Below are 23,596 nucleotides of genomic sequence, written 5' to 3' on the forward strand. Positions count from 1 at the left end.
ACTTAAGGCGGATATGGCAGACTCGCAACGCAAAATTCTGGTGACCAGCGCACTTCCCTATGCCAATGGCTCGATCCATCTTGGCCACTTGCTGGAACACATTCAGACGGATATCTGGACCCGTTTTCAACGGCTACGCGGCCACCAGTGCTACAGCGTGTGCGCAGATGATGCCCATGGTACCCCGGTCATGCTCAAAGCCAGTGAACTGGGGATAAGCCCCGAGCAGATGGTGGAGCAAACCCGCCAGGAACATCATCAGGATTTGTGCGACTTCCATGTCAATTACGACAATTACTACATTACCCATTCCCCTGAAAATCGCGAATTGTCTGAGCTGATATACCAGCGTCTGGATGATGCCGGCTACATCAGCAAACGCGTGATCAGTCAGTTGTATGATCCGCAAAAAGAAATGTTCCTGCCGGATCGTTTTATTAAAGGCACCTGCCCAAGTTGTGGCGCCGAAGACCAGAACGGCGACAGTTGTGATGTGTGCAGTGCCACCTACAGCCCCACTGAGGTGATTAATCCACGCTCGGTGGTCTCCGGGGCGACGCCGGTACTGAAAGATTCTGAACACTACTTCTTTGATCTGCCACAGTTTGAAGGCATGCTAAAAGGCTGGCTGCGAAGTGGCGCGATACAGGAAGAAATGGCCAATAAGTTACAGGAATGGTTTGCCGAAGGCCTGCAACAGTGGGATATCAGCCGCGACGCGCCCTACTTTGGTTTTGAAATACCCGGCGCGCCCGGCAAGTTCTTCTATGTGTGGGTAGATGCCCCAGTTGGCTATATGGCCAGCTTTAAAAACTACTGCGACAAGCACAGTCTGGACTTTGATGAATACTGGAAGGCCGACTCTGAGGCCGAGCTATACCATTTTATCGGCAAAGACATTACCTATTTCCATTGTCTGTTCTGGCCCGCCATGCTTGAAGGTGCGGGGTTCAGAAAGCCGACGGGCGTTAATGTACACGGTTTTGTGACCGTTAATGGTGCCAAGATGTCCAAGTCCAAGGGGACTTTTATCAAGGGCCGCACCTTCCTGGAGCATCTCAATCCTGAATACCTGCGCTACTACTTTGCCAGCAAGTTGTCAGATGGCGTAATGGACATTGATCTCAACTTCGATGACTTTATCTCCAAGGTTAATTCTGACCTGGTCGGAAAAGTGGTAAATATCGCCAGCCGATGCGCCGGTTTTATCAATAAAAAATTCGATGGCACACTGTCACTCAATGTGGCAGAGCCCAAACTGGTGACCGAATTTCAACAGGCTTCAGAGGGCATCGCCCAGGCATTTGAAAAACGCCAGTACAACAAAGCCATTCGTGAGATCATGACCCTGGCGGATAAAGCCAACCAGTACATCGATGCACAAGCGCCCTGGGTGACCATCAAAGATGAAAGCAAACAGCAGTTTACCCATGATGTCTGCTCCCTGGGTATCAATCTGTTCCGGATTCTGATGGTGTACTTAAAGCCGGTATTGCCGGAACTTGCAGAAAAATCAGAAGCGTTTCTCAACGATACGCTTGACTGGAACAGCAGCCAGCACCTGTTGACTAACCATAAAATCAGCACGTTTAAAGCGTTAATGCAACGTGTAGACAGCGACAAGGTCAATGCCATGATTGAAGCCTCTAAAGAGAATCTCCAGGCCACCAGCAACAACCCGCCAGTTGACAGCCAGGCGGCCGCCAGTAGCGAACTGGTGAAAGATCCGATCAGCGACACCATTAGTTTTGACGACTTTGCTAAAATCGATCTGCGCATCGCCCGTATTAGCAAAGCCGAGCATGTTGAAGGCGCAGACAAACTGCTGAAACTGCAACTGGATTTAGGCGGCGACAGCAAACAGGTATTTGCCGGTATCAAATCAGCTTACGACCCGGCAGATCTTGAAGGCAAGCTGACCGTTATGGTGGCCAATCTGGCACCGCGCAAAATGCGTTTTGGTGTGTCTGAAGGGATGGTACTGGCCGCCGGACCAGGCGGCAAAGACCTCTGGATTATGGAGCCTCATGAAGGTGCCCAGCCAGGCATGCGGGTTAAGTAGGTTGGACTTCAGTCCAACAAAGAAAAGCCCTGTTCACCACGAAAGACACTAAAAGCACGAACATGACCCCAAACCGGTTTTATTTTTCCTGTTGGTGACTTTCGTGTTTTTTGTGGTTGAGTGCTTTTTACCTCGAACCACACGACAGGCACAGAAAGCAAAGTTTGACCCAATTTATGCTTTTCTTTGCGATCTCTGCGTCTCTGCGAGATCCCAGCTTCTCTGTATTTGATCTCGCAGAGGCGCTGAGAATTGCAGAATCAGCCTCTGTGCCGCTGTGATTATTGTTGTCTTTCTCAAAGGTCACTGGACTTGTCCAGCACCTTTAATTCATTACAACGGTGGCGCGTTTGAATATTTAAAGGTCACTGGACTTGTCCAGCACCTTTAATTCAATACAACGGTGGCGCGTTTGAATATTTAAAGGCTGCTGGATGCCCGACAACGACATTCGGGCATGACCGACCGTCATTTCCGGATGTTTTTTGGCGGAAATCCAGTGCCTTTCGTGTCCTTCGTGGTAGAAGGTAGCTAATCATCCACCACTGAGAGATACAAGGGTCGAAAGCGAATACATGGATGTATTGTTTCGCGAACCTAAGGATGGAATTTATTCGACCAAAAAAAGGTGGCGTAATGCAATGGCCCAATAAATTGGGCCCTGCTAACCGGCGCTGTTGGCCAGCCTGTCGATTAGCATCATCACTTCTTCGCTGGCCTCTTCCATTTGCCGCAGCTTGTTTAAGGTTGTTTTGCTGACGCCGTTGCGGCCCTCATCCAGCGCGGCTTTACCCGATTCATGCACTTTGCGATGCACCGCGTCCAACGCTTTAAAATCACTGCTACTGCCAAACCGTTTTGCACCCTCGCCCTGATACCACTGGCCCAGATTGCAATGATGATGATCACCTAAATCAGTGGCATTAACCTGATTGCTGCCCAGCACCCCTTCATATACCTGGGTCTTGAATACCAGATGGTCTAGCTGGGTGGTCGACAGAAAGGCACGCTCTGAGGAGCTGTTGATTACTTCACGCATGGAGTGAGACATTTCCAGCACATTGCTGACTTTTTCACGCACCTGCCCGGTTTTCTCCACCAGATTTCTGGACTGTTGAGAAACATCGTTAATGTTGTCTTCGATAGTGCGGGTACCCTGCTCGATCTTTTCCACCAGATTATTGATTTCCTTGGTGGAGTCCGAGGCGCGCATGGCCAGGTTACGCACTTCTTCGGCAACAACAGCAAACCCCCGGCCACTTTCACCGGCCCGGGCCGCCTCAATGGCTGCGTTCAGTGCCAGCAAATTGGTTTGCTCGGCAATAGAATTAATCACCACAACAAAATTACTGATATTCCCCGCCAGACTGGACAACTCAGTGGCATGATTGACACCCCGTTCGGCGATATCGTCAATCTGATTAAGACCAGAAACCGTATCATCCAGAATTTCTGCCGAATCAGAGAACAGTTGCTCATGGCCAGCCAAACGCTCTTTTTCGTGGCCCAGCGCATCAGCTGTGGTATGCAGTGCATCGCGAATGCCCTGCACATGGCTTTGGCCTGCCAGCCAGATGTCACTAACCTGGCGGCTGTCAGCGTCATTATTGTTTTGTTCAGCAGCATCGTGGCTGGCCTGAGCCAGTTGTTGTTCTAACTCAGTAATGCGTTGTTGTAGGTGCTGGTTTTCCTGCCCCAGGGATTTTATTCTGTGTAAATCCTGTTCACGTGTTTTGTTGCCAAAAAGTCCAAACATCATCCCATACCATTACTGACATATTGATCAAGATTGCTATTTATCGGCGATTTTTGTCTTTTCGGCAATATTTTTATGCCACTGCCACCCATTCTCCGAAGATACCCGGCTGGTTGGCAGACCGGCACCGGCGGGACTGAAACGCGCTTTGGGTTTCCACTTCATCTTTAGCGGTGATAGCGGAATATCACGTTTTTTCGCCACCAGCACATAGACTGAGCCCAGGCACTCGCAATATTCCGACGCCCAACGCTGCCATCGGCTCTGAGGCTTCAGGCCGCGCTCAAATAACAATTCGCTGTGTGCCAGGCCGTGCTCCTGAATCACTTCAAACCCAAGCAAATGTAACCAGTCTTTAATGCGCATGGTGGAAAAGCAGCGGGCATCATGTAACAGGCTGTCCCGACGCAGGGGAATGTATTTGGCCAGGCCCGCCAGGCTGAAGGGGTTATAACCAATCAGCACCAGGTGTCCGTCTGGCATCATCACCCTGTGGGCTTCGCGCAGGATCTGATGGGGGTCCTGGGCAAAATCGAGCTCAAAACTCAGAATCATCGCATCGATGCTGCGTTTGAGCAGCGGCAATGCCCTGGAGTTAGCCATTACCAGGCTATCCTGTGCCTGTTTCAGAGTAATTCCAACCTGATGTTTTATCGGGCAATCAGGAAATTCCATTGCAGCACTCAGGGCTCCAAGTTTAACCAGATGGTAACCAAACCAATGACGACTGGCCTCAGACAAAAGCTGTTCAAGTTCTTTGCGAATAGCCGGCCCACAGGGAATAGCCTGCCAGTCGGCAGGGTAGCGCGGCTGTCGCGGAATTAGCGCCGGTCTCATAGTGCGTCTGACACCGAAGACGTATTTTTTATCATGGCTGAGGCTGTTGTCATCGTTGCTACTTTCTATACTATCAGAGGCTACAGCTTGCCGGTAATCGATTCAAAGTGCCAGTAGCTGTAATCGCCTATAACTAGTTGTCAGGAGAAAACCCTAATGGAAGTATTGCCTGTTTCAGCCTTTAAAGATAACTATATCTGGTGTCTGATTGAAGAAAATCGCTGTGTAGTGGTGGATCCGGGTGACGCTGATCCGGTTCTCAAGTTGCTTAACGAGCGCGGGCTGACACTCACGGATATTCTGATCACCCATCATCACTGGGATCATACCGATGGACTGGATAAGCTGATGGAGAACTACCCAGAGATCAACATATTCGGCCCGGTCTCTGACAAAATTGCACAAGTAACCGTGCCCCTTGGTGAAGGTGACCATTGCAAGCCGGCCGGCCTGAGCGAAACCTTTACCGTGCTCGAAATACCAGGCCATACCCTCGACCATATAGCTTTTTACAGCGAAAATATTGGCCTGTTCTGCGGGGATACTCTGTTTAGCGTCGGGTGCGGTCGCATATTTGAAGGCACACCTGAGCAGATGTACAAATCATTGCAAAAGCTTGCCCGACTGCCAGAGGATACCGCTGTTTATTGCGGCCACGAGTACACTCTGGCAAACCTGGATTTCGCCTGTGCTGTTGAACCCGACAACAAGGATCGCCAGCAATACCAGCAGTGGGCAAAGCAGCAACGACAGCAGAAACACCCCACTCTGCCGGGGAGTATCGGTCAGGAATTGCGTATCAATCCCTTCTTACGACCGCAAGCAAAGACCATCGTCAGTAGCGTGCAGCAGCACAGCGGCAAAACTCTCTCCAGCGCAGAACAGGTGTTTACGGAAATAAGACGCTGGAAAGACAACTTTTAGCCGATACAATAGAACCCGTGGGGTTAATCAGGCGATATCACAAAGATAATGATAAACTCAGAAAAACAGCACCTTTTAACACTGGACAATGGTCCTCAAGAAGTGCACAACCTATTAAAAATATAAAACGATAAAACAAAAACAGAGAAGCCGTGCGCATATGAAAAAACTGTTCTTATTACTCCCTGCTCTGGGCCTGTCGGCGTGCATATCAACGCAGGAAATGAGCACCACAGAAAAACAACTGGATAATGAACTGGAAGTTGCCGCTAATGTAATAAAAGGCTGCGATACACAGGAGCATGATGCCGATACCTGTGCTAACGCGCAGGAGGGCATTATTCCGATCACTCACCCGGTTGAAGATATCGCCACACCTATTGAGCCCAAACCGGAAATCAGCGAACAACCGGAAGAAGTGCAGGAAATCACCAATTTATGGATGCGCATCCGCCAGCAACTGAGCTTCGAAGTACCCGATGACCGGCGCGTTAAAGCGCAGCAAAACTGGTACCTCAAACACCCGGAGTATATGGACAGAGTCAGCAAACGGGCGGCCCCGTTTTTGTATCTGATTGTGGAAGAAATTGAAAAACAGAAAATGCCGATGGAACTGGTGTTACTGCCCATAGTAGAAAGCGCGTTTGACCCTTTCGCCTATTCTCATGGCCGCGCAGCGGGTATGTGGCAATTTATTCCGGAAACCGGTAAACGCTTTGGCTTGCGTCAAAACTGGTGGTATGACGGGCGTCGCGATGTGATGGCCTCAACCCGTTCAGCCATGGCGTATCTGCAATACCTGCACCGTTTTTTTGATGGTGACTGGTTGCATGCCCTGGCAGCCTATAACAGCGGCGAAGGCCGTGTACAGCGGGCAATTCGCAAGAACAAGCGGCAAAATAAGCCAACCGATTTCTGGTCACTGGATCTACCCAGAGAAACCCGTGCCTATGTGCCTAAACTGCTGGCGCTGGCGAATATTCTTAAAAACGCTGAACAGTTCAATGCAAAGTGGCTACCTATTGAAAACAAACCCGTTACCACACTGGTAAAGGTCGGTTCTCAAATTGATCTGGCGCTGGCGGCAGACCTGGCGGGACTGAGCCTGAAAGAGTTGCATGCACTGAACCCCGGCTACAATCGCTGGGCTACCGATCCCAAAGGGGAGCACGAACTGCTGTTGCCAACTCAAAAAGCAGATATCTTTGTAGCCGCATTAAGTGATATCGATGATTCCAAGCGACTGAACTGGGTCAGACATAAAGTCAGATCCGGTGACAGCCTGCTAAAACTGGCAAAGCAATACCACACCGAAGTAGACGTAATACGTCAGGTGAATGAAATCCGCGGCAATATGATCAGAGCTGGCGATCACCTGTTAGTGCCTGTAGCCCTCAAGTCTTTAGAAACTTACAGTTTGTCTGAAGGGCAGCGCCTGGCACAGACCCAGTCTCAGCCAAGGGCTTCTCATAAGCTGAGCCATACCGTGGTTTCCGGCGACAGCCTGTGGGAAATCAGCCGCCAGTACAAAGTGAATCTGCGTAGTCTGGCCAAATGGAACGCGATGGCGCCCACCGACCCGCTGATGCCCGGTCAGAAACTGGTGATTTGGGTGAACAAAGTCTCACCTGAGCAATCAGATTCTGCGGTAATGCGTTCATTGACTTATACCGTGCGTAACGGCGACTCTCTGGCCCGAATAGCCGGGAAATTTAATGTACTTATCAAGGATATCGAACGCTGGAACCAACTCAACCGCAGCAAATACCTGCAACCCGGTCAGAGACTGAAAATCTATGTGGATGTGACAAGAATATAATAGTGAGGGGAATATAAATTATGAGTGCTGAATTATGAGTGATGAATTACGCATCAATACGGGCTGCGGTCTTGATAATTCAGCATTTAGCATTCATCACTCATCATTTTTTCACCCCTGACGCCTCGCACCTCACCAATATATGCTTAACTTCAGCCTCAAACGTTTAAAAGAAAGCCATCAGGGCAGTTGGATTGCCCTGGACTTTTTTATGCTGGGGCTGCTTATCCTCAACCTTGCCCTGATCCTGTTTGATTCACTGTATGCCACAGACCTGATTCGCCAGAGTCTCAATCAGTTAACCCCTGCGTTACTGGAATGGTACAAGCCCATTCACGCTAACTTTATCCTTATCGATTTGGTGTTTGTGGCCATCTTTTTGACTGAATTCATCTTGCGCTGGTTTGTTGCAGTAAAAAACAAAGACTATCTGCGCTGGTACTTCTACCCCTTTATTCACTGGTATGACTTAGTCGGCTGTATACCGGTAGGCGGCGCACGTTTTCTGCGCTTCTTACGTGTGTTCTCCATTATCTACCGGCTGCAAAAATATAAAATTATCGATATCAGGCAAAGCGCTCCGTATCGCTTTATCGCCTTTTATTATGATGTGTTTGTGGAAGAACTCAGTGACCGGATCGTCGCCAAAGTACTCAGTGATGCTCAGGACGATCTCAGGCAAGGCTCACCACTGCTTGAAGAAATCACCACTGAGGTGCTGGCCGCCCGCAAACCCATTGTCTGCAATTGGGTGGCATCTCTGGCTGTGCATTCGGGCCATAGCATAGAAGATATGCAGGCAGGCAGTACCTTGCGGGAGCATGTCAGACAAAGCGTGGGCCGCGCCGTGCGCAATAATTCTCAGGTCTCCGCGCTGAAATTAGTGCCGGTAGTAGGCAGCGGCATTGAAAAAATGCTCGAAAACGCCGTCACCGATATTGTTATCCAGTCGGTAATCAACCTGCTGACAGATGTCACCCCAGAAAAGATAGACCGCCTGATCAGCCATAGTATTGCCAGCAGCAGTGAAGAAGATAAGCTGGATCAGGAAATGCTTAATGTAGTGGATGAATGTATCGAATTACTCAAAGGCCATGTTTCCCACCAGAGATGGAAAACCAGGCTTTAGTTTAATGATGAGTGATGAATTATGAATGCTGAATTACAGACCTGGTCTGGGTGCACTTCACAAACTCATCACTTATCACTCATCATTCGTCCCCTCCTCACCGGAAAAGCACTTTCTCGCGGTTAAACCAGAAAATACTAAAGGCGATAAAGGCACCGGCGATGGCCACCGTCGAGGCAAAGATTGCAATCAGGGCGTAGTAATCCATGGTGCCTTTGATCAGCTCTTTAATTGCCAGCGCCACATTGGTAATCGGCACCCAGGCCCAGCCCCCATCGAGATCCACACCGGGTAGTGTGGCCAGAATAATCGGCATGATCACCACAAACACCACCGCGCCCATATAGCTCTGCGCTTCTTTGAAGCTGCGCGCATACACCGAAAGGCTCAGCAGCAGCGAGGCAAAAATCGCGGCGATAGGGATCAGCATCAAAAACATTAACACAAAATCAATTGCGCCGATGGACGCCATAAAATCGCTGACAAAGGTAATCGCCATGCCCTGCCCCAGTACCAGCCCCCAGATTGCCATACTGGCAACGGTGATCAGCGCCGAGGTCACCCCCGCCAATGCAATGGTCAGAAACTTACCCAGTACCAGATGATGCCGTTCTATTGGCGAGATCAACAAGGTTTCCAGGGTACCGCGCTCTTTTTCTCCGGCGCCCATATCTGTGGCCGGATACATGGCCCCCTGCAGGCACAGAATAAATAAGATATAGGGTACCAGGCCGCCGACTTTCTCCCCCCAGTTCTCGCGCTTATCAGCCACATCCTGTTTGTCGATCACCACTGGTTCGAGCAGCGCACTTTGCTGGTCGTCCGACAATTCCAGCTCGGAGAAGGCCTGCTTGCGTTTACGTTCGATTTCCTCATCGATAATCTTTTTCAGCCGTTGCTGAATCATATTCAGCCCGGCATCATTCAGGGTTAACTGGATTTTCGCCTGCCCCCCTTCGAGCAGAGGCTGGGCGTAGTTAGCGGGGATATGCAGGGCAAAATCCAGGGTTTCCTCGCGGATGGCGGCAGCGAAATCATCACCACTAACGGATTCAACCAAATCGAATTCATCGCTTTGACGTAACGCATCTGTTATCTGTGGCGCGTACTGGGCCCCGACAATGCTGTATTTAAGGACTTTAGTTTGTGCTTCGTCCATGGCTTTACTGGTAAAGAAGCCCACTACGCCAATGATCAGTGGAAATAAGGCAATAGGCAGGGCTATCATAAAAAACAGGGTTTTACGATCCCGCAGTAATTCCATCAGTTCTTTTCTGAAAACTAACCACATATCAGTGTCCTCCTTGTTCTGTCAGGGTTGTCATAAAGGATTCGTGCATTGAACCACTCGACAAGCCCCTGAATTCATCAAGAGAACCATTGAAGCGGTTACGCCCTTTGTCTATAACGGTCACGCTGTCACAAAGCTCATCCACTTCATCCAGATGATGGGTAGAAAAAATGACCGGGATCCCCTTTTCTTTCAGGCCACGGATAAAATTCAGCACCGTTTGGGTCGCCATAATATCCAGCCCGGTTGTGGGTTCATCCAGAATCACCGCTTCGGGCTGATGGATAACCGCCCTGGCAATAGAGACCTTTTGCTTCATGCCAGTTGAGTATCCTTCGCAGCGCCGGTCGAGAAAACTGTGCATATCCAGCAGATCGGCCAAATCATCGATACGCTGGCGTATCTCCTGCTCACTGACACCATGTAACCGGCCGAAGTAAGTGATATTCTCGCGCCCGCTGAGACGACCGTAGAGCCCCGTTGAACCAGATAAAAAGCCCAGTTTGCGGCGTGCCTCAATTGGGTTGGCCAAAACATCAACACCTTTTATCATCAGGCTTCCGGCCGTGGGCTTAATCGCCGTAGACAGCATCCTTAAGGTGGTGGTTTTACCGGCACCGTTAGGTCCGAGCAAGCCCAGCACCTTCCCCGCATCACATTTAAAACTGACATCTTCCACAGAGTGAAAAAAGCGCCCTTTTAGTCTTGGGTCCTGCTTCTCCTGCTCGCTGAGTTTTTTTGGATTTGCCACGGCAAATTTCTTTGCCAGTCCGTGTATTTCTATCATTGTTATTGTTTCCCTTGGTTTCTCTCGCCCAAACTAACTTCTAAATGCGGGTTTTTTCAAACAAAATTTGTAACAATGTGCCAATTACATAAACAAGGAGTTTAAATGCGCGAGATTACTAACCCATTGCAGGCCTGCCTGGACGTATTGATACGTCCTAATCCGGTATTTGCCCGCCTGGCAACAGCCAATAACTGGTCCTGGGTCCCCTTTGCTCTGTTGGTAATTATCAGCACATTGCCCGCTTATGCGTATTTTTCCAGTGTGGATATCCAGTGGTATCAGGATCTGATCATCAACCAGACCATGGCCGATGTCAGCCCTGCTGAGCAGGACGTCGCACGAAGCGGTATGACCAGAGATAATATGATTACGCTGACGCTGATGTTTGCCGCCATTGGTATGATCATGGTCAATGCGCTGATGGCACTGTATCTGAATATGATGACAAAAATGGATCCTGAACAGGTACACAGCTACGGTGACTGGTATGGCATGACCTGGTGGGTAAACATGCCCAATATCATTGGTGCCATTCTGAGCCTGCTGGTGATCTCACTGAGCTCCACGGATCGGTTGCCACCCGAATCACTAAACGTCACTTCGCTGGCTTACTGGCTGAATTTACCGATGAGCTCTGACTGGTTCAGCCTGCTGCAAAGTGTTCGCCTGGAAAGCTTCTGGTCTATTTATCTGCTTGCGGCGGGTATCAGCCAGTGGACACAGATTAAATCCAATACCACCTGGTTAATCGCCGCTCTGCCCTATCTGCTGGTTTGGGGGATCTGGGCGGTTACAGCAGCAGTATAATTACCTCTTTGAAGGTAGTGGCATAAAATAGGCCGTATTCAGATAAAACTCCGGCTGCTGGTTTTGTTGCCACCAGCCGGGCACCCCCAGTAAGGGCAAAGGGTATAGTTTACCTTTTACTGCCAGGCAATCTTCTGTGAGTAATTTCTTGTGCAGCGCACAATCCAGTACCTGCAAACGTTGAGTTAAACAAGCCTGCGGATGAAAAAAATCCGCTGTCACCTCCACGCCCAGCCACTTACCCGTCAGACCGATATAGGGATGCAACAGCATTTCGTCGTTAGCATGGCCAAAAATAAAAGCCTGCACCGATTCCCCCCAGCTTTGCCGGTTCTCGTGCATAGCCTGTTGCCACTGGTGGCTTCTGAGTAATTCTGGAATACCGCTATCAGCAGTATAAGCCAGTACCACGCCACATTCGTCAAAGTGCGTGATCCTGTCCCGTTTTGGTGTGCGCTGTTTTGCCCCAACGCGGGAAATGTCCTGCATATGTAACTGGTTTAGTGCCGCTTTAGTGCGAGGAAACTGTCGCCAGATCAAAGCATTGAACAAATCATGCCAGTTTTGTGTGCGGGTGGGTATCTGACGGTAACGGTGAATAAACTCTTCATACCCCAGACCTGCCATATCCAGTTCCTTCTGCGCCACAAACTCATATTCCAGCCCGCTGTGCTGATTCAGCCAGTCACAATCCGGCCATTGGCTGAGTTCTGCGATTGAAAACAACTGGTGCAGTCTTGCCAATGGTTCCCGAATAAAAGCACTGCGTTTCCACTGCTGTGGCAGATTGACGCTGAAGCGCCGCGCGGCAGAACGGTGATTGGCCTTATTGTCTGGTTTATCTGACGGTTGCATAGCTCGGTGTGTCTGGTCTTTAGTACTTTACTTTCCTATACTGGCGGCGAGTTTATAACAATAAACCCCATATCAACAGGCGCAATTAATTGTCACAATGGATGCCAGTCAGCACCATCAGACAATCACCTTACAACGAGGAAAGAATATGAAAATAAAACTGCTCGGCGCAGCAATCATTCCGCTGGTGGCAGCATTGGGTTGCAGCAATACGACAGCCCCGCCTGACAACTTTCAGCAGGTCTATGATCAGATAAAAGCTAAAGAGCTGGCCCGGCACACCAAAGTGCTGTCTTCTGATGAATTTGAAGGTCGTCTGCCCACCACCGAAGGCGAACAGAAAACCCTTGATTATCTGGTGACGGAGTTTAAACGTCTGGGTCTTGAGCCGGGTAATGGCGACAGCTACTTCCAGCCTGTGAAATTGCTGGAGATCACCGCCGATCCCAATATGACCATGCAACTCGGTAGCCAGAGCCTGGATTATAAAGAAGGTATGGTCGCCGGTACCCGTCGTGAGCAGGAGCAGGTTGCCCTGAAAGACTCCGAACTGGTATTTGTAGGCTACGGTGTTAATGCACCGGAATATGACTGGAACGACTACGAAGGACTGGACGTCAAAGGCAAGACGGTAGTCATTCTGGTCAATGATCCAGGTTTTGAAAACCCCGACAGCGGCAAGTTTCAGGGTACCACAATGACCTACTATGGCCGCTGGTCATACAAATATGAAGAAGCCAGCCGTCAGGGTGCAAAAGGTGCGATCATTGTACATGAAACCGCGCCGGCCTCTTATGGCTGGTCAGTAGTGGCCAACAGCTGGAGCGGCCCGCAATATTCATTGGTAACCGACAACGGCAATGCGGATCGTGTTGCCGTTGAGGGCTGGATCACCTTAGATGCAGCACAAAAACTATTTGCCGAAGCGGGTAAAGATTTTGCACAGATGAAAGCCAAAGCCCTGCAGGGCCCCATGGCCGAGCCTCTGAATCTGAAGGTGTCTGTTGAAGTGAACAGCGCACTGGAACGTTCAGAGAGTCAGAATGTGATAGCGACTCTGCCCGGTAGCGAACGACCTGACGAGCATATTATTTACACCGCCCATTGGGATCACCTTGGCAAAGACGACAGTCTGGATGGCGATCATATTTACAATGGCGCACATGACAATGCCACCGGCACAGCTGCCTTGCTGACCATGGCCAAGGCGTTCGCCAACCTCAACCAGCGACCCGGGCGCTCTCTCACCTTCCTGGCGGTAACCGCAGAAGAACAGGGGTTACTGGGTTCAGCCTACTATGCCGAACACCCGGTTGTACCGCTGAATAAAACCGTTGCTAATCTGAATATGGATGCCATGAATATCCTTGGCCGTACTAAAGATGTAGCGGTAGTAGGCCAGGGTAAGTCAGAACTGGAAGACTATCTGCAAAAAGCCGTTCAGCGCCAGGGCCGTTACCTTGTGGGTGAAGACAGACCTGAAGCAGGCTATTACTATCGCTCCGATCATTTCAGTCTGGCCAAAAAAGGCGTACCCGCGCTTTATGCCAAAGGCGGCACAGAAGCCTGGGATGAAGATACGGCCCGTTACCGTAAGCGTTCACAGGTAATTACCCGTGGCTGTTACCATCAGGTGTGTGACCAGTTCCGTGAAAACTGGGATTTCCGTGGTGTGCAGCAGGATACCCGTATGTTCTTCGAAGTAGGCTACGACATCGCCAACAGCGACGACTGGCCAGACTGGTATGCCACCAGCGAGTTCCAGCGCTGATCTGTCAGTGAGGAGTAAGGGGTAAGGTGTAAGGAGCCTCACCACCTTTCTCCTCACTTTTCCTCCTCTCTCCTGTCCCCTCACTCCTCACTATCTTATTCCTTAATTGGTAACTTTATTACACAATCATCTTGCATTTTCTGACAGGGCTGGCAGAGTCTGGGTAGGAAGGAATGTTTCGTAAAATCGCCTTTCGAGGAATTATTTTGCTAAAGACCTGTTTTTTCACAATTTTGCAACTAATTCCCGGGTTTAATTAACCCACACCCAAAACAGATATCCTCCGATATCCGGCTGCACAAGCGCGCTTAGCAGCCAATATGACTATTTTAATCAGCCAGGAGAGACCCTTATTTATGTGCGGTATATTCGGTATTCTTGACATCAAAACGGATGTCACCGAGCTACGCTCCAAAGCCTTGGAGCTGTCCAAATTATTGCGCCATCGCGGCCCGGACTGGTCAGGCATCTGGAATAATAATAATACTATTCTATGCCATGAGCGTCTGGCCATCGTCGATTTGGACAATGGTGCGCAACCGCTGATAAGTAATGATAATAATCAAATCCTGGCCGTAAACGGTGAAATATACAATCACAAGCAACTTGAGCAGGGCCTGCAAACCCCTTATGAGTTCAAAACTCATTCTGACTGCGAAGTGATTCTGCCGTTATATCAGCAAAAAGGCGTAGATTTTATCGATGATCTTAAAGGGATGTTCGCCTTTGTGCTTTACGATCAGGCTGAAGATGCTTACCTGATTGCCCGTGACCATATAGGTATTATTCCTTTGTATACCGGCTATGACGAGCATGGCAATTTCTATGTATCGTCTGAACTCAAAGCCCTGTCGCCGGTATGTAAAACCATCAAAGAGTTCCCTCCAGGCCATTATTTATGGAGCAAGACCGGCGAGCTGAAGAAATATTATGAACGGGACTGGATGAGCTATGACGCCGTCAAAGACAACCCCACCAATCTCGACGACCTGAAAAACGCCTTTGAAAAAGCGGTGAAATCGCATCTGATGTCAGATGTGCCCTATGCGGTATTGCTCTCAGGTGGGCTGGATTCATCTCTGGTATCTGCCATTGCCGCCAAATACGCAGCCAAACGTGTAGAAGATGAAGATCAATCCGAGGCCTGGTGGCCAAGACTGCACTCGTTTGCCGTCGGCCTTGAAGGCGCACCGGACCTGCTCGCGGCCCGCAAGGTGGCAGACATGATCGGCACCGTACATCACGAGATCCACTTCACTATTCAGGAAGGGCTCGATGCCATCAAGGATGTGATCTATAACCTTGAAACTTATGATGTGACCACCATTCGTGCTGCCACCCCAATGTATCTGATGTCACGTAAAATCAAAGCCATGGGTATAAAAATGGTACTTTCCGGCGAAGGCTCTGACGAGATCTTCGGTGGTTATCTGTATTTCCACAAAGCCCCCAATGCCAAAGAGCTGCACGAGGAAACCGTGCGTAAACTCGATCGTTTACATATGTTCGACTGCCTGCGGGCGAATAAATCCACCTGTGCCTGGGGTGTGGAAGCCCGTGTACCTTTCCTCGATAAAGACTTTATGGATGTGGCCATGCGCCTGAATCCCGAAGACAAAATGTGCATCAATGGGCGAATGGAAAAGTGGGTACTGCGCAAAGCCTTTGATAATGGTGAGTATTTGCCTGGCGAAGTGTTGTGGCGCCAGAAAGAACAGTTTGGTGACGGTGTCGGCTACTCATGGATAGATTCCATTAAGGATTATGCCAATGAACAGGTCAGCGACCAGCAATTGCAGACCGCTGAATTTCGCTTTCCGGTGAATACGCCAGACACCAAAGAAGGCTACCTGTTCCGTACGCTGTTCGAACAACATTTCCCACAAGAAAGTGCGATTAACTGCGTACCCGGCGGCAAGTCTATTGCATGCAGTACAGTTGAAGCACTGGCCTGGGATGAAAGCTTTGCCAGCATGGCGGACCCATCAGGGCGTTCCATGAAAGGCGTGCACTCCAGCAGCGCCGAATAACCCCCCGAAGCCCCATCAGCCATAGCAGTGGTTATGGCTGATGTTTTTCTGCCTGCTTTTTTACCCACCAATACAAAACTTATCGTTTCAGGCAACGTGCCCGTTTTACCGCACTTGGTTTCGCTTGTGATCCCGATTAAGCTGATAGAAATTTCTGGAGTCTGACCTATGCAAAGCTCGTTTTTTGCGATTCATCTCAGTGTTTTTTCTCTGCTGGGGCTTACAGGGTTGCTATGGCCCTGGACGTGGTGGCTGTTGCTGCTGCCGGTTCTGACGCTGCTAGTGGGCCTGCATGACATGTATCAGCCCAGACATACCCTTTTGCGTAATTTCCCCTTAATTGGTCGCGGCCGATGGATCATGGAGTCACTGCGTCCTTTTGTGCGCCAGTATCTGGTTGAGTCTGATCTTGACGGTACGCCCATTAGCCGCATGTTTCGTTCTATCGTTTACCAGCGTGCCAAGGGCGTAATGGACTCCCTGCCCTATGGAACGCGACTGGATACCTACACAGAAGGGTATGAATGGATCAGTCACTCCATTGCTGCATTAAATATTGCCACACTCGACGCTAATCCACGCGTCGTCATTGGCTCTGCGCAATGTAAACGCCCCTACAGTTCAAGCATACTGAATATTTCTGCTATGAGCTTTGGTGCTCTTAGCAACAACGCTGTATTAGCCCTGAATAAGGGAGCAAAGCTGGGGGGATTCAGTCACAACACCGGAGAAGGGGCTATATCTGACTATCATCTGCAACATGGCGGTGATCTGGTCTGGCAAATTGGTACCGGATATTTCGGTTGCAGAAAAACTGACGGTAGTTTTGATCCCGACAGCTTTAAGAAAAAAGCCGGGGCAGAACAGGTGAAAATGATAGAAATTAAGCTTTCTCAGGGCGCAAAACCCGGCCATGGTGGTATCCTTCCGGCCGGGAAAAACACCGCAGAGATTGCCCGCATCCGTCTTGTTGAGCCGCATCAGGACGTAATATCACCCTCTGCCCACAGCGCGTTTTCCACACCGGTTGAACTGCTGGAGTTTGTCGAGCAACTGCGTGATCTTAGTGGCGGTAAACCTGTTGGTATAAAACTTTGTGTAGGCCGCCAGAGTGAATTCATTGCTATCTGCAAAGCGATGATAAAAACCGCTATCAAACCGGATTTTATCACTGTCGATGGCGGCGAAGGTGGTACCGGAGCAGCGCCACTGGAATATAGTAACTCTTTAGGTATGCCTTTGCGCGATGCCATCGCCTTTGTGGATGATTGCCTGACCGGTTTTGGAATTCGTCAGGAGATCCGCATTATTGCATCGGGTAAAATCTTTTCAGCCTTTCACATGATGCGCGCCATGGCCCTGGGTGCCGATCTTTGCAACAGTGGCCGGGGTATGATGCTGGCACTGGGCTGTGTGCAGTCCTTAGTCTGTAACACCAACCGCTGCCCCACTGGTGTCGCAACCCAGGATAAACGCCTGGTACGGGGTTTGGATGTCACAGACAAAGGCAATCGGGTTGCCCGTTATCACAAAGAGACCCTGCGCGCAGCGGTTGACATGGCGTCATCCTGTGGCCTGACGAATCCCGGTCTGATTACGCGCAGCCACGTATTTCGTCGCGTCGATCATCAGCATGCGCTGCGGTTTGACCAACTGTACCCCTCCCCTAAACCCGGCAGTTTATTAACCAAACCTTATCCGCAGCAGTTTGAGCGGTATCTGGAGGAAGCCAGTGAGGACAGTTTTATCCCCAGACAATTTCTCTGTGACAGTTGTTAAATCTGTACACTCAGGATGATTCCGGTAATCACCCAGGCTGGGCGCACCTTGTCTCATAGGGTATAATCTGCCGGTATGTGAAAGCCGCTGTTGTCGTGCACTAACCTGTTTTTCGGTTGAAATAAGACCGCTATACCCCCAATTAACCGTTGATATTGATTTGTATTGGAGTTGTTGATGGATACTCGTTTTGATGAGTTGCTGGATTTCCCCTGTTACCAGACATTTAAGGTGCTGGGTGTTGCCCATGAGCAGTTGCCTGAGCATGTGGTCTCCTGTCTGCAACAGCATGCACCGGACGATTACAACCCAAGCATCAGACCCAGCAGTAAAGGCAACTATCACTCGATATCCATCGATGTGAAAGTCACCAGCAAAGAGCATATGGAAACCATTTACATTGAGTTGGGCAAACTGGAACTGGTGCGGGTGGTACTTTAAGCCGTGTCGCAGCCTCTGACTATTCGCCAGCTTGGGCGCCAGGATTACCAGCCGATCTGGCAGGCCATGCAGGATTTCACCGACAACCGCACCGATGAGGCCGCCGACGAGCTGTGGCTGGTGGAGCACAATCCGGTATTTACCCAGGGTCAGGCCGGTAAAGAAGAACACTTACTGGCACCCGGCGATATCCCGGTAGTCAAAGTCGATCGGGGCGGCCAGGTGACCTATCACGGTCCCGGTCAGCAGATGCTATATGTAATGCTGAACCTGAAACGTCGTAAGCTCGGAGTGCGCAATCTGGTCACTGCGCTGGAACAAAGCATTATTGAAATGCTCCAACCCTTTGCCATTGATGCCTACCCCAAAGCTGATGCTCCAGGAGTCTACGTAGAGGGCAGAAAGATATGTTCGGTGGGGCTTCGCATCCGCAGAGGGTGCTCATTCCACGGACTGGCACTAAATGTAAATATGGATCTGGCCCCGTTTCAGCGTATAAATCCATGCGGCTATGCAGGGCTTGAAATGGTACACTCTGCGGCACTGGGCGGGCCGGACAATCTGGCGGAGGCAGGTGAGTTGCTTACAACGGCATTCTGCCGCCAGTTAAGCATTGAACACACAGATTATCGAGAAGGTTTTGATGACTAAAGCAAGGGTTGAGGCGGGGGTAAAACTTCGCGATGAAGACAAAGTAAAACACATTCCCATCACTATCGTACCCACTGAACGGGAAGAGATGCTGCGTAAACCTGAGTGGATCAAGATTAAACTGCCCCGCTCTACTGAACGCGTAGATCAGATCAAAAAAACCTTGCGAAAAAACGGGCTGTTTTCAGTGTGTGAAGAAGCCAGTTGCCCGAACCTGTCCGAGTGCTTTAACCACGGTACCGCCACCTTTATGATTCTTGGTGATATCTGTACCCGCCGCTGTCCCTTCTGTGATGTGGCCCATGGTAAGCCATTGCCGCCAAGCGCCGAAGAGCCGGAGAAACTGGCCAGAACCATCGCTGAAATGGAGCTGAAATATGTGGTAATCACCTCAGTAGATCGCGACGACCTTCGTGACGGCGGTGCCCAGCACTTTGTCGATTGCATTAATGCCATTCGCGAGCACAGCCCTACCACTAAAATTGAGGTACTGGTACCGGATTTTCGTGGTCGTATGGACAGAGCCCTGGAGATCTTTAAAAAAGGCGTTCCCGATGTGTTTAACCACAACCTGGAAACCATTCCACGGCTGTATCGTGAATGTCGCCCCGGCGCCAACTACAAATGGTCGCTGGAACTGTTGCAAAAATTCAAGCAGCAGCACCCGGATATCATGACCAAATCTGGCCTGATGATGGGTATGGGCGAAGATCAACAGGAAATGGAAGTCGTACTCAAAGACCTGCGCGATCATGATGTGGACATGCTCACGCTGGGCCAGTATCTGCAACCCAGCCGCCATCATTTTCCGGTGAAACGCTATGTGCATCCCAGCGAGTTTGATGCCCTGCGCGACCGTGCTTACGAATTAGGCTTTACCCACGCCGCCTGTGGCCCACTGGTTCGCTCCAGCTATCACGCCGACCGCCAGGCCGCCGGTGATGAAGTGAAATAAGCGACAGAACCAAAACAAAGAGCCCGGCCTTTGCCGGGCTTTTATCCTGCAAACCGAAACTGTGCTGAGCCGATAACCGAACATTTTTAAATAATGTTACTGCTTGCCCAAGCCATTTATCCTGATTTAATACCGCCAATAATCTGCTAAAACCACTTATCATAATTCCCTGCAACCAAGCGGCAATCAGATTAAACTGACAATGTTTTTATGGGAGATGCTTATGAAAATTCTTGTCCTGTTCGTAGTGTTATTGTTCAGTCAGTCCGCACAGTCAGATAATGATGTCAGTGGACAGTGGCGGGGTTTATTAGAGCTAACGCCTCAAAGCGCTATTGTTTTAGGCATTGGTATCAGGAGAACCGATAGCAATGTTACCGTTGTGGTGAACAGTCCGAATCAGGGGATGTCGGATAAGCCCGTTGACGAATTCACCCTTAAAAATAACCAACTGAGCTTTAAAGTTAAGGATCTTGACGCCTCATTTACCGGCACCTTCGAAGACAACACTCTGACGGGTACCTTTACGCAACGAAAAGCCTTTGATATTACCCTGCACCGTTTATCCCGGGAGCAGCAAGCCAGGCTGATTGATGAACGTCAGTGGTTCGGCGATTTGCAGGTGTCAAAGAATGCTGAACTCCCCCTGGTGCTGAATATTGCGGTTATCAGCGACGGCTACCACGTCACCCTGGATAGCCCGCAACAACAGAGCTTTGGGATACCGGTAGACGAGTTCTCACTGACTGACGAGCATCTGACCTTTGCCTCATCCATGATCAACGCAAGTTATAAAGGAAACTGGCAGGATGATAGCTGTCGTGGCACCTTTGTGCAGGGAATGGCTATGCCATTAACCTTTAAAAAAAAGCCTCCCCATTAGTCAGCCCTAATATTGCAGATTTAAGGCCATGGATGAAAAGGTATTTTAATCGCCATGGCGCTGCCATCGGCCTGATCAAAAATAACAACATCCGTTATCTGGTACATGGCTATGCCGACATTGCCAACAACATAAAGGTAAGCACAGAAACAACGTTTGAAATCGGTTCCATATCAAAGCCTTTGACTGCATTTCTGTTTGCCGGTGAGGCAGCCTCAGGCGCTCTGAGGCTGAATATGCCGGTATCGTCATTACTTCCCGACGTTGCCAATACTCTGAAACAGATAACACTGGCGGAGTTAATTACACATCAATCGGGTTTACCAAGGCTTCCGCCCAACCTTGCGCACATTGGCATCCTTAACCCCTATGCTGACTACGATAAAGAGCAGTTACTCCTGGCGGTCAACTCTGTCAAACCCGCTCAGAGGTCGTTTCAGTATTCCAACTTTGGCTACGCTATACTGGCCCTGGCAGCCGAATCCAGATATGCGGATAGCTATACAATGCTGATGAGAAAAGCTGTTTTCCCGTTTTTTAGTATGCAAAATGCGGATGTGGCTTCTGCAGACAAAACCTTCAGCCAGCTCGCCAACGGGCATTTAATCAGCGGAGATAAAACCATTAACTGGCAATTTGACAGCATGGCCGGTGCCGGTGGCGTGATTGCCAGTGTTAGTGACATGACGCAGATGATCGCAAGGATTTTTAAAGGTTATGAAGCATCTCAGGCCCTGAAAATCTGGCTGACACCACTGAGCGATGGCGAACAGAGCATGGCCATGGGATGGATGATTAGCGATGATGGCAGCTATTTTCATGGCGGCCAGACGCTGGGGTTTTCTGCTTACGTTGGCTTTACTCCGGAAACACAGGCGGGTGTTGTGATCCTGACAAATATCGCCAAAGATGTCAGTGTCCCGGGATTTCAGATACTCAGGCAACTCAATAAACAACAAGACTAATAAATGAAATTCGCTTCATACTGGCCACTACAATTGATCTCATGGACCGCAGTGTATCTGCTGTTTTGTGTGATGATTCTTGCGCGTCCACTACTGATTTACACTGAGTTCCTGTACGCCGCAATTCTGATTATCTTTACAGCAGCCGGCTCTCATCTACTGAGATGGGTTTATAAAAAGTATTTATTATTCAGCTCCGTCTGGGTACAGGGCTCGTCCTTAATCATGGGCAGCGTATTAGTCGCCTCCCTTGCCACACTGGTTCTGATTGCCAGCGTATTTATTGTTTCAGCAACAGATTTCGGTAATCCAATTCCGGCAAGTCAGAGAGCACTGGTCGTCAGCAGGGTGTTCTGGGGCAATGTCGTAAACATGTTGGCAGTGATGTTGCTGTGGAGCGCCATATATTTTGCCATTCAGAAAGTCAGACAACTGAAACAAACCCGGGAGCTGTTACAGCAGAGTCAGTTGGATGTACTTATAAACCAGCTCAAGCCTCACTTCTTATTTAACAGTATTAATAATATCCGCGCATTGATTCTGGAGGATCAGGAAAAAGCCCGTGATATGCTCAGTTCACTGGCAGACATGCTGCGCTATAGTCTGAGCAGCCAGTCAGACATAAAGGTACCAGTGTGTCAGGAAATGCAGTTTGTGCAGGACTATGTCGCGTTGTGTTCCATTCAGTTTGAACAGGCTTTACAATTTTCTGCAAAAATTGACGAAGGCTGTCAGCAAGCGCTGATACCAAGAATGTTACTGCAACTCTGTGTTGAGAATGCCGTCAAGCATGGTATCAGCCAGCGAGCCGATGGTGGCAAGATTGATCTTTTTATTGACCGAAACGGACAACAATTAGTGATCCGATTATTTAATGACGGAAAAATCCGGCGCAATAGCGACACTACCGGGATAGGACTGCGCAATATTCAGCAACGGCTGCAACTGCTGTATAAGAAACAGGCTGCTGTTGAGCTTTGCGTCATCGATAATCGGGTACTGACCCATATTCAGTTACCTTTGGAATACGTTCAGTGAGAGTCCTGATAGTTGATGACAGTCGCCTTGCTCGTTTAGAGCTAAAAGAACAATTGAACAAGATTGGCGGTATCGATCTTATTACTGAGGCGGCGAATACCCGCGATGCTCTGCAGATAATAACAGAACACCAGCCAGACGTACTGCTGCTGGATATCAATATGCCCGGCGGCGACGGGTTCTCTTTGTTGGAGCAACTCGACAGCCTGCCTTATGTGATTTTTGTTACCGCGTACGAAGAATATGCGCTGAAATCTTTTGATTTCAATGCCACGGATTACCTGTTAAAACCTGTCACAACTGAGCGCCTGTCTTGTGCACTGAACAAAATATCCGGCTATGAGAAAGAACAACAACTGAGCCTGCAATCCGACAGTCAGGTCTTTGTAAAAGACTCTGAGCGCTGCTTTCTGGTTCAGGTAGCAGACATTATTGCCTGTGAAGCGATAGGCAATTACTGCAAAGTAATTATCAACGGGCATGAAAAGCACCATGCACCGCTGATCTATAAAAACCTGTCTCAACTGGAGAAGCGGCTGCCTGCAAGGTACTTTTTTCGTGCCAATCGAAGCTGGATAGTCAACACCAGGTTTATAGCGAATATCGAACTTTCGCTCGGTAATGGCCTTATTTTTGACCTCTCTGGTCATTTATCTGTTGATGTCTCCAGACGGCAGTCGGTGCAGTTTAAGCAACGATGGGGGTTATGAAACGTTTTTGTTATCAACAGTTGGGAATGACTCTCTGTGCGTACTGGTGTCAGACACCAAAAATATAGCAATTTCGGTCAAGGTTTGAGTTTCAAAAATCTAT

The 23,596-nt window shown here is 49.5% G+C and carries 20 protein-coding genes; 15 read left to right on the forward strand and 5 right to left on the reverse strand.

Going from position 1 to position 23,596, the window contains the following annotated elements; genetic code table 11:
• The first annotated feature begins 13 nt into the window (after positions 1–13).
• Positions 14–2,062 (forward strand): methionine--tRNA ligase, encoded by a 2,049-nt coding sequence (gene metG / locus CDA54_RS11130; RefSeq protein WP_099035166.1) that lies wholly within the window; start codon positions 14–16, stop codon positions 2,060–2,062.
• Between the two features lie 664 nt (positions 2,063–2,726).
• On the opposite strand, the gene CDA54_RS19955 is transcribed toward metG, so the two are convergent.
• Positions 2,727–3,818, reverse strand: coding sequence for a methyl-accepting chemotaxis protein (locus CDA54_RS19955; RefSeq protein WP_280523529.1), 1,092 nt, complete (start codon positions 3,816–3,818; stop codon positions 2,727–2,729).
• Positions 3,819–3,854: 36 nt separating this feature from the next.
• On the reverse strand, positions 3,855–4,655 hold the full coding sequence (locus tag CDA54_RS11140) for a class I SAM-dependent methyltransferase (protein ID WP_099035092.1): 801 nt from the start codon (positions 4,653–4,655) through the stop codon (positions 3,855–3,857).
• Between the two features lie 156 nt (positions 4,656–4,811).
• On the opposite strand from CDA54_RS11140, the gene gloB reads away from it, so the two are divergent.
• The 3 genes from gloB (at position 4,812) to CDA54_RS11155 (ending at position 8,527) form a co-directional block, all read left to right on the forward strand.
• Complete coding sequence (gene gloB, locus CDA54_RS11145; RefSeq protein WP_099035093.1) at positions 4,812–5,579, forward strand: hydroxyacylglutathione hydrolase; 768 nt, start codon at positions 4,812–4,814, stop codon at positions 5,577–5,579.
• 160 nt (positions 5,580–5,739) lie between these two features.
• Positions 5,740–7,398: a lytic transglycosylase gene (locus CDA54_RS11150; protein WP_099035094.1), complete on the forward strand. Its 1,659-nt coding sequence runs from the start codon at positions 5,740–5,742 to the stop codon at positions 7,396–7,398.
• A gap of 142 nt (positions 7,399–7,540) precedes the next feature.
• Positions 7,541–8,527: an ion transporter gene (locus CDA54_RS11155; protein ID WP_099035095.1), complete on the forward strand. Its 987-nt coding sequence runs from the start codon at positions 7,541–7,543 to the stop codon at positions 8,525–8,527.
• A gap of 97 nt (positions 8,528–8,624) precedes the next feature.
• Here CDA54_RS11155 and CDA54_RS11160 read toward each other — a convergent pair whose 3' ends face one another.
• Positions 8,625–9,818 (reverse strand): ABC transporter permease, encoded by a 1,194-nt coding sequence (locus tag CDA54_RS11160; RefSeq protein WP_099035096.1) that lies wholly within the window; start codon positions 9,816–9,818, stop codon positions 8,625–8,627.
• Position 9,819: 1 nt separating this feature from the next.
• Positions 9,820–10,605: an ATP-binding cassette domain-containing protein gene (locus tag CDA54_RS11165; protein ID WP_099035097.1), complete on the reverse strand. Its 786-nt coding sequence runs from the start codon at positions 10,603–10,605 to the stop codon at positions 9,820–9,822.
• Positions 10,606–10,710: 105 nt separating this feature from the next.
• Here CDA54_RS11165 and CDA54_RS11170 point away from each other — a divergent pair, with 105 nt between their 5' ends.
• Positions 10,711–11,415, forward strand: a complete 705-nt coding sequence (locus tag CDA54_RS11170; RefSeq protein WP_099035098.1) for a YIP1 family protein — start codon at positions 10,711–10,713, stop codon at positions 11,413–11,415.
• On the opposite strand, the gene CDA54_RS11175 is transcribed toward CDA54_RS11170, so the two are convergent.
• Positions 11,416–12,270, reverse strand: coding sequence for a DUF3025 domain-containing protein (locus CDA54_RS11175; RefSeq protein WP_099035099.1), 855 nt, complete (start codon positions 12,268–12,270; stop codon positions 11,416–11,418).
• A 148-nt stretch (positions 12,271–12,418) separates the two neighbouring features.
• Here CDA54_RS11175 and CDA54_RS11180 point away from each other — a divergent pair, with 148 nt between their 5' ends.
• From CDA54_RS11180 to CDA54_RS11225, 10 genes are all read left to right on the forward strand, one after another.
• On the forward strand, positions 12,419–14,041 hold the full coding sequence (locus CDA54_RS11180; protein WP_099035167.1) for a M28 family metallopeptidase: 1,623 nt from the start codon (positions 12,419–12,421) through the stop codon (positions 14,039–14,041).
• A 356-nt stretch (positions 14,042–14,397) separates the two neighbouring features.
• Positions 14,398–16,071, forward strand: a complete 1,674-nt coding sequence (gene asnB, locus CDA54_RS11185; RefSeq protein WP_099035100.1) for an asparagine synthase B — start codon at positions 14,398–14,400, stop codon at positions 16,069–16,071.
• A 168-nt stretch (positions 16,072–16,239) separates the two neighbouring features.
• Positions 16,240–17,850: an FMN-binding glutamate synthase family protein gene (locus tag CDA54_RS11190; protein WP_099035101.1), complete on the forward strand. Its 1,611-nt coding sequence runs from the start codon at positions 16,240–16,242 to the stop codon at positions 17,848–17,850.
• A gap of 174 nt (positions 17,851–18,024) precedes the next feature.
• Positions 18,025–18,291, forward strand: a complete 267-nt coding sequence (gene ybeD / locus CDA54_RS11195; protein WP_218962399.1) for a DUF493 family protein YbeD — start codon at positions 18,025–18,027, stop codon at positions 18,289–18,291.
• A 66-nt stretch (positions 18,292–18,357) separates the two neighbouring features.
• The gene (lipB, locus tag CDA54_RS11200; RefSeq protein WP_229748139.1) at positions 18,358–18,942 is read left to right on the forward strand and encodes a lipoyl(octanoyl) transferase LipB; all 585 of its coding nucleotides are present in this window, start codon (positions 18,358–18,360) and stop codon (positions 18,940–18,942) included.
• Complete coding sequence (gene lipA, locus CDA54_RS11205; protein WP_099035104.1) at positions 18,935–19,897, forward strand: lipoyl synthase; 963 nt, start codon at positions 18,935–18,937, stop codon at positions 19,895–19,897. Before lipB ends, lipA begins: the two co-directional genes overlap by 8 nt.
• A 223-nt stretch (positions 19,898–20,120) precedes the next feature.
• Entirely contained in the window at positions 20,121–20,780 is a 660-nt protein-coding gene (locus CDA54_RS11210; protein ID WP_099035105.1) for a hypothetical protein, read from the forward strand.
• Positions 20,781–20,812: 32 nt separating this feature from the next.
• Positions 20,813–21,745 (forward strand): serine hydrolase domain-containing protein, encoded by a 933-nt coding sequence (locus tag CDA54_RS11215; protein WP_099035106.1) that lies wholly within the window; start codon positions 20,813–20,815, stop codon positions 21,743–21,745.
• A gap of 3 nt (positions 21,746–21,748) precedes the next feature.
• Positions 21,749–22,783: a sensor histidine kinase gene (locus tag CDA54_RS11220; protein WP_099035107.1), complete on the forward strand. Its 1,035-nt coding sequence runs from the start codon at positions 21,749–21,751 to the stop codon at positions 22,781–22,783.
• On the forward strand, positions 22,780–23,493 hold the full coding sequence (locus CDA54_RS11225) for a LytR/AlgR family response regulator transcription factor (protein WP_099035108.1): 714 nt from the start codon (positions 22,780–22,782) through the stop codon (positions 23,491–23,493). Before CDA54_RS11220 ends, CDA54_RS11225 begins: the two co-directional genes overlap by 4 nt.
• Positions 23,494–23,596 lie beyond the last annotated feature (103 nt).

The sequence above is a fragment of the Lacimicrobium alkaliphilum genome (assembly GCF_002591895.1).
In the GTDB taxonomy this organism is placed as follows: Bacteria; Pseudomonadota; Gammaproteobacteria; order Enterobacterales; family Alteromonadaceae; genus Lacimicrobium; species Lacimicrobium alkaliphilum.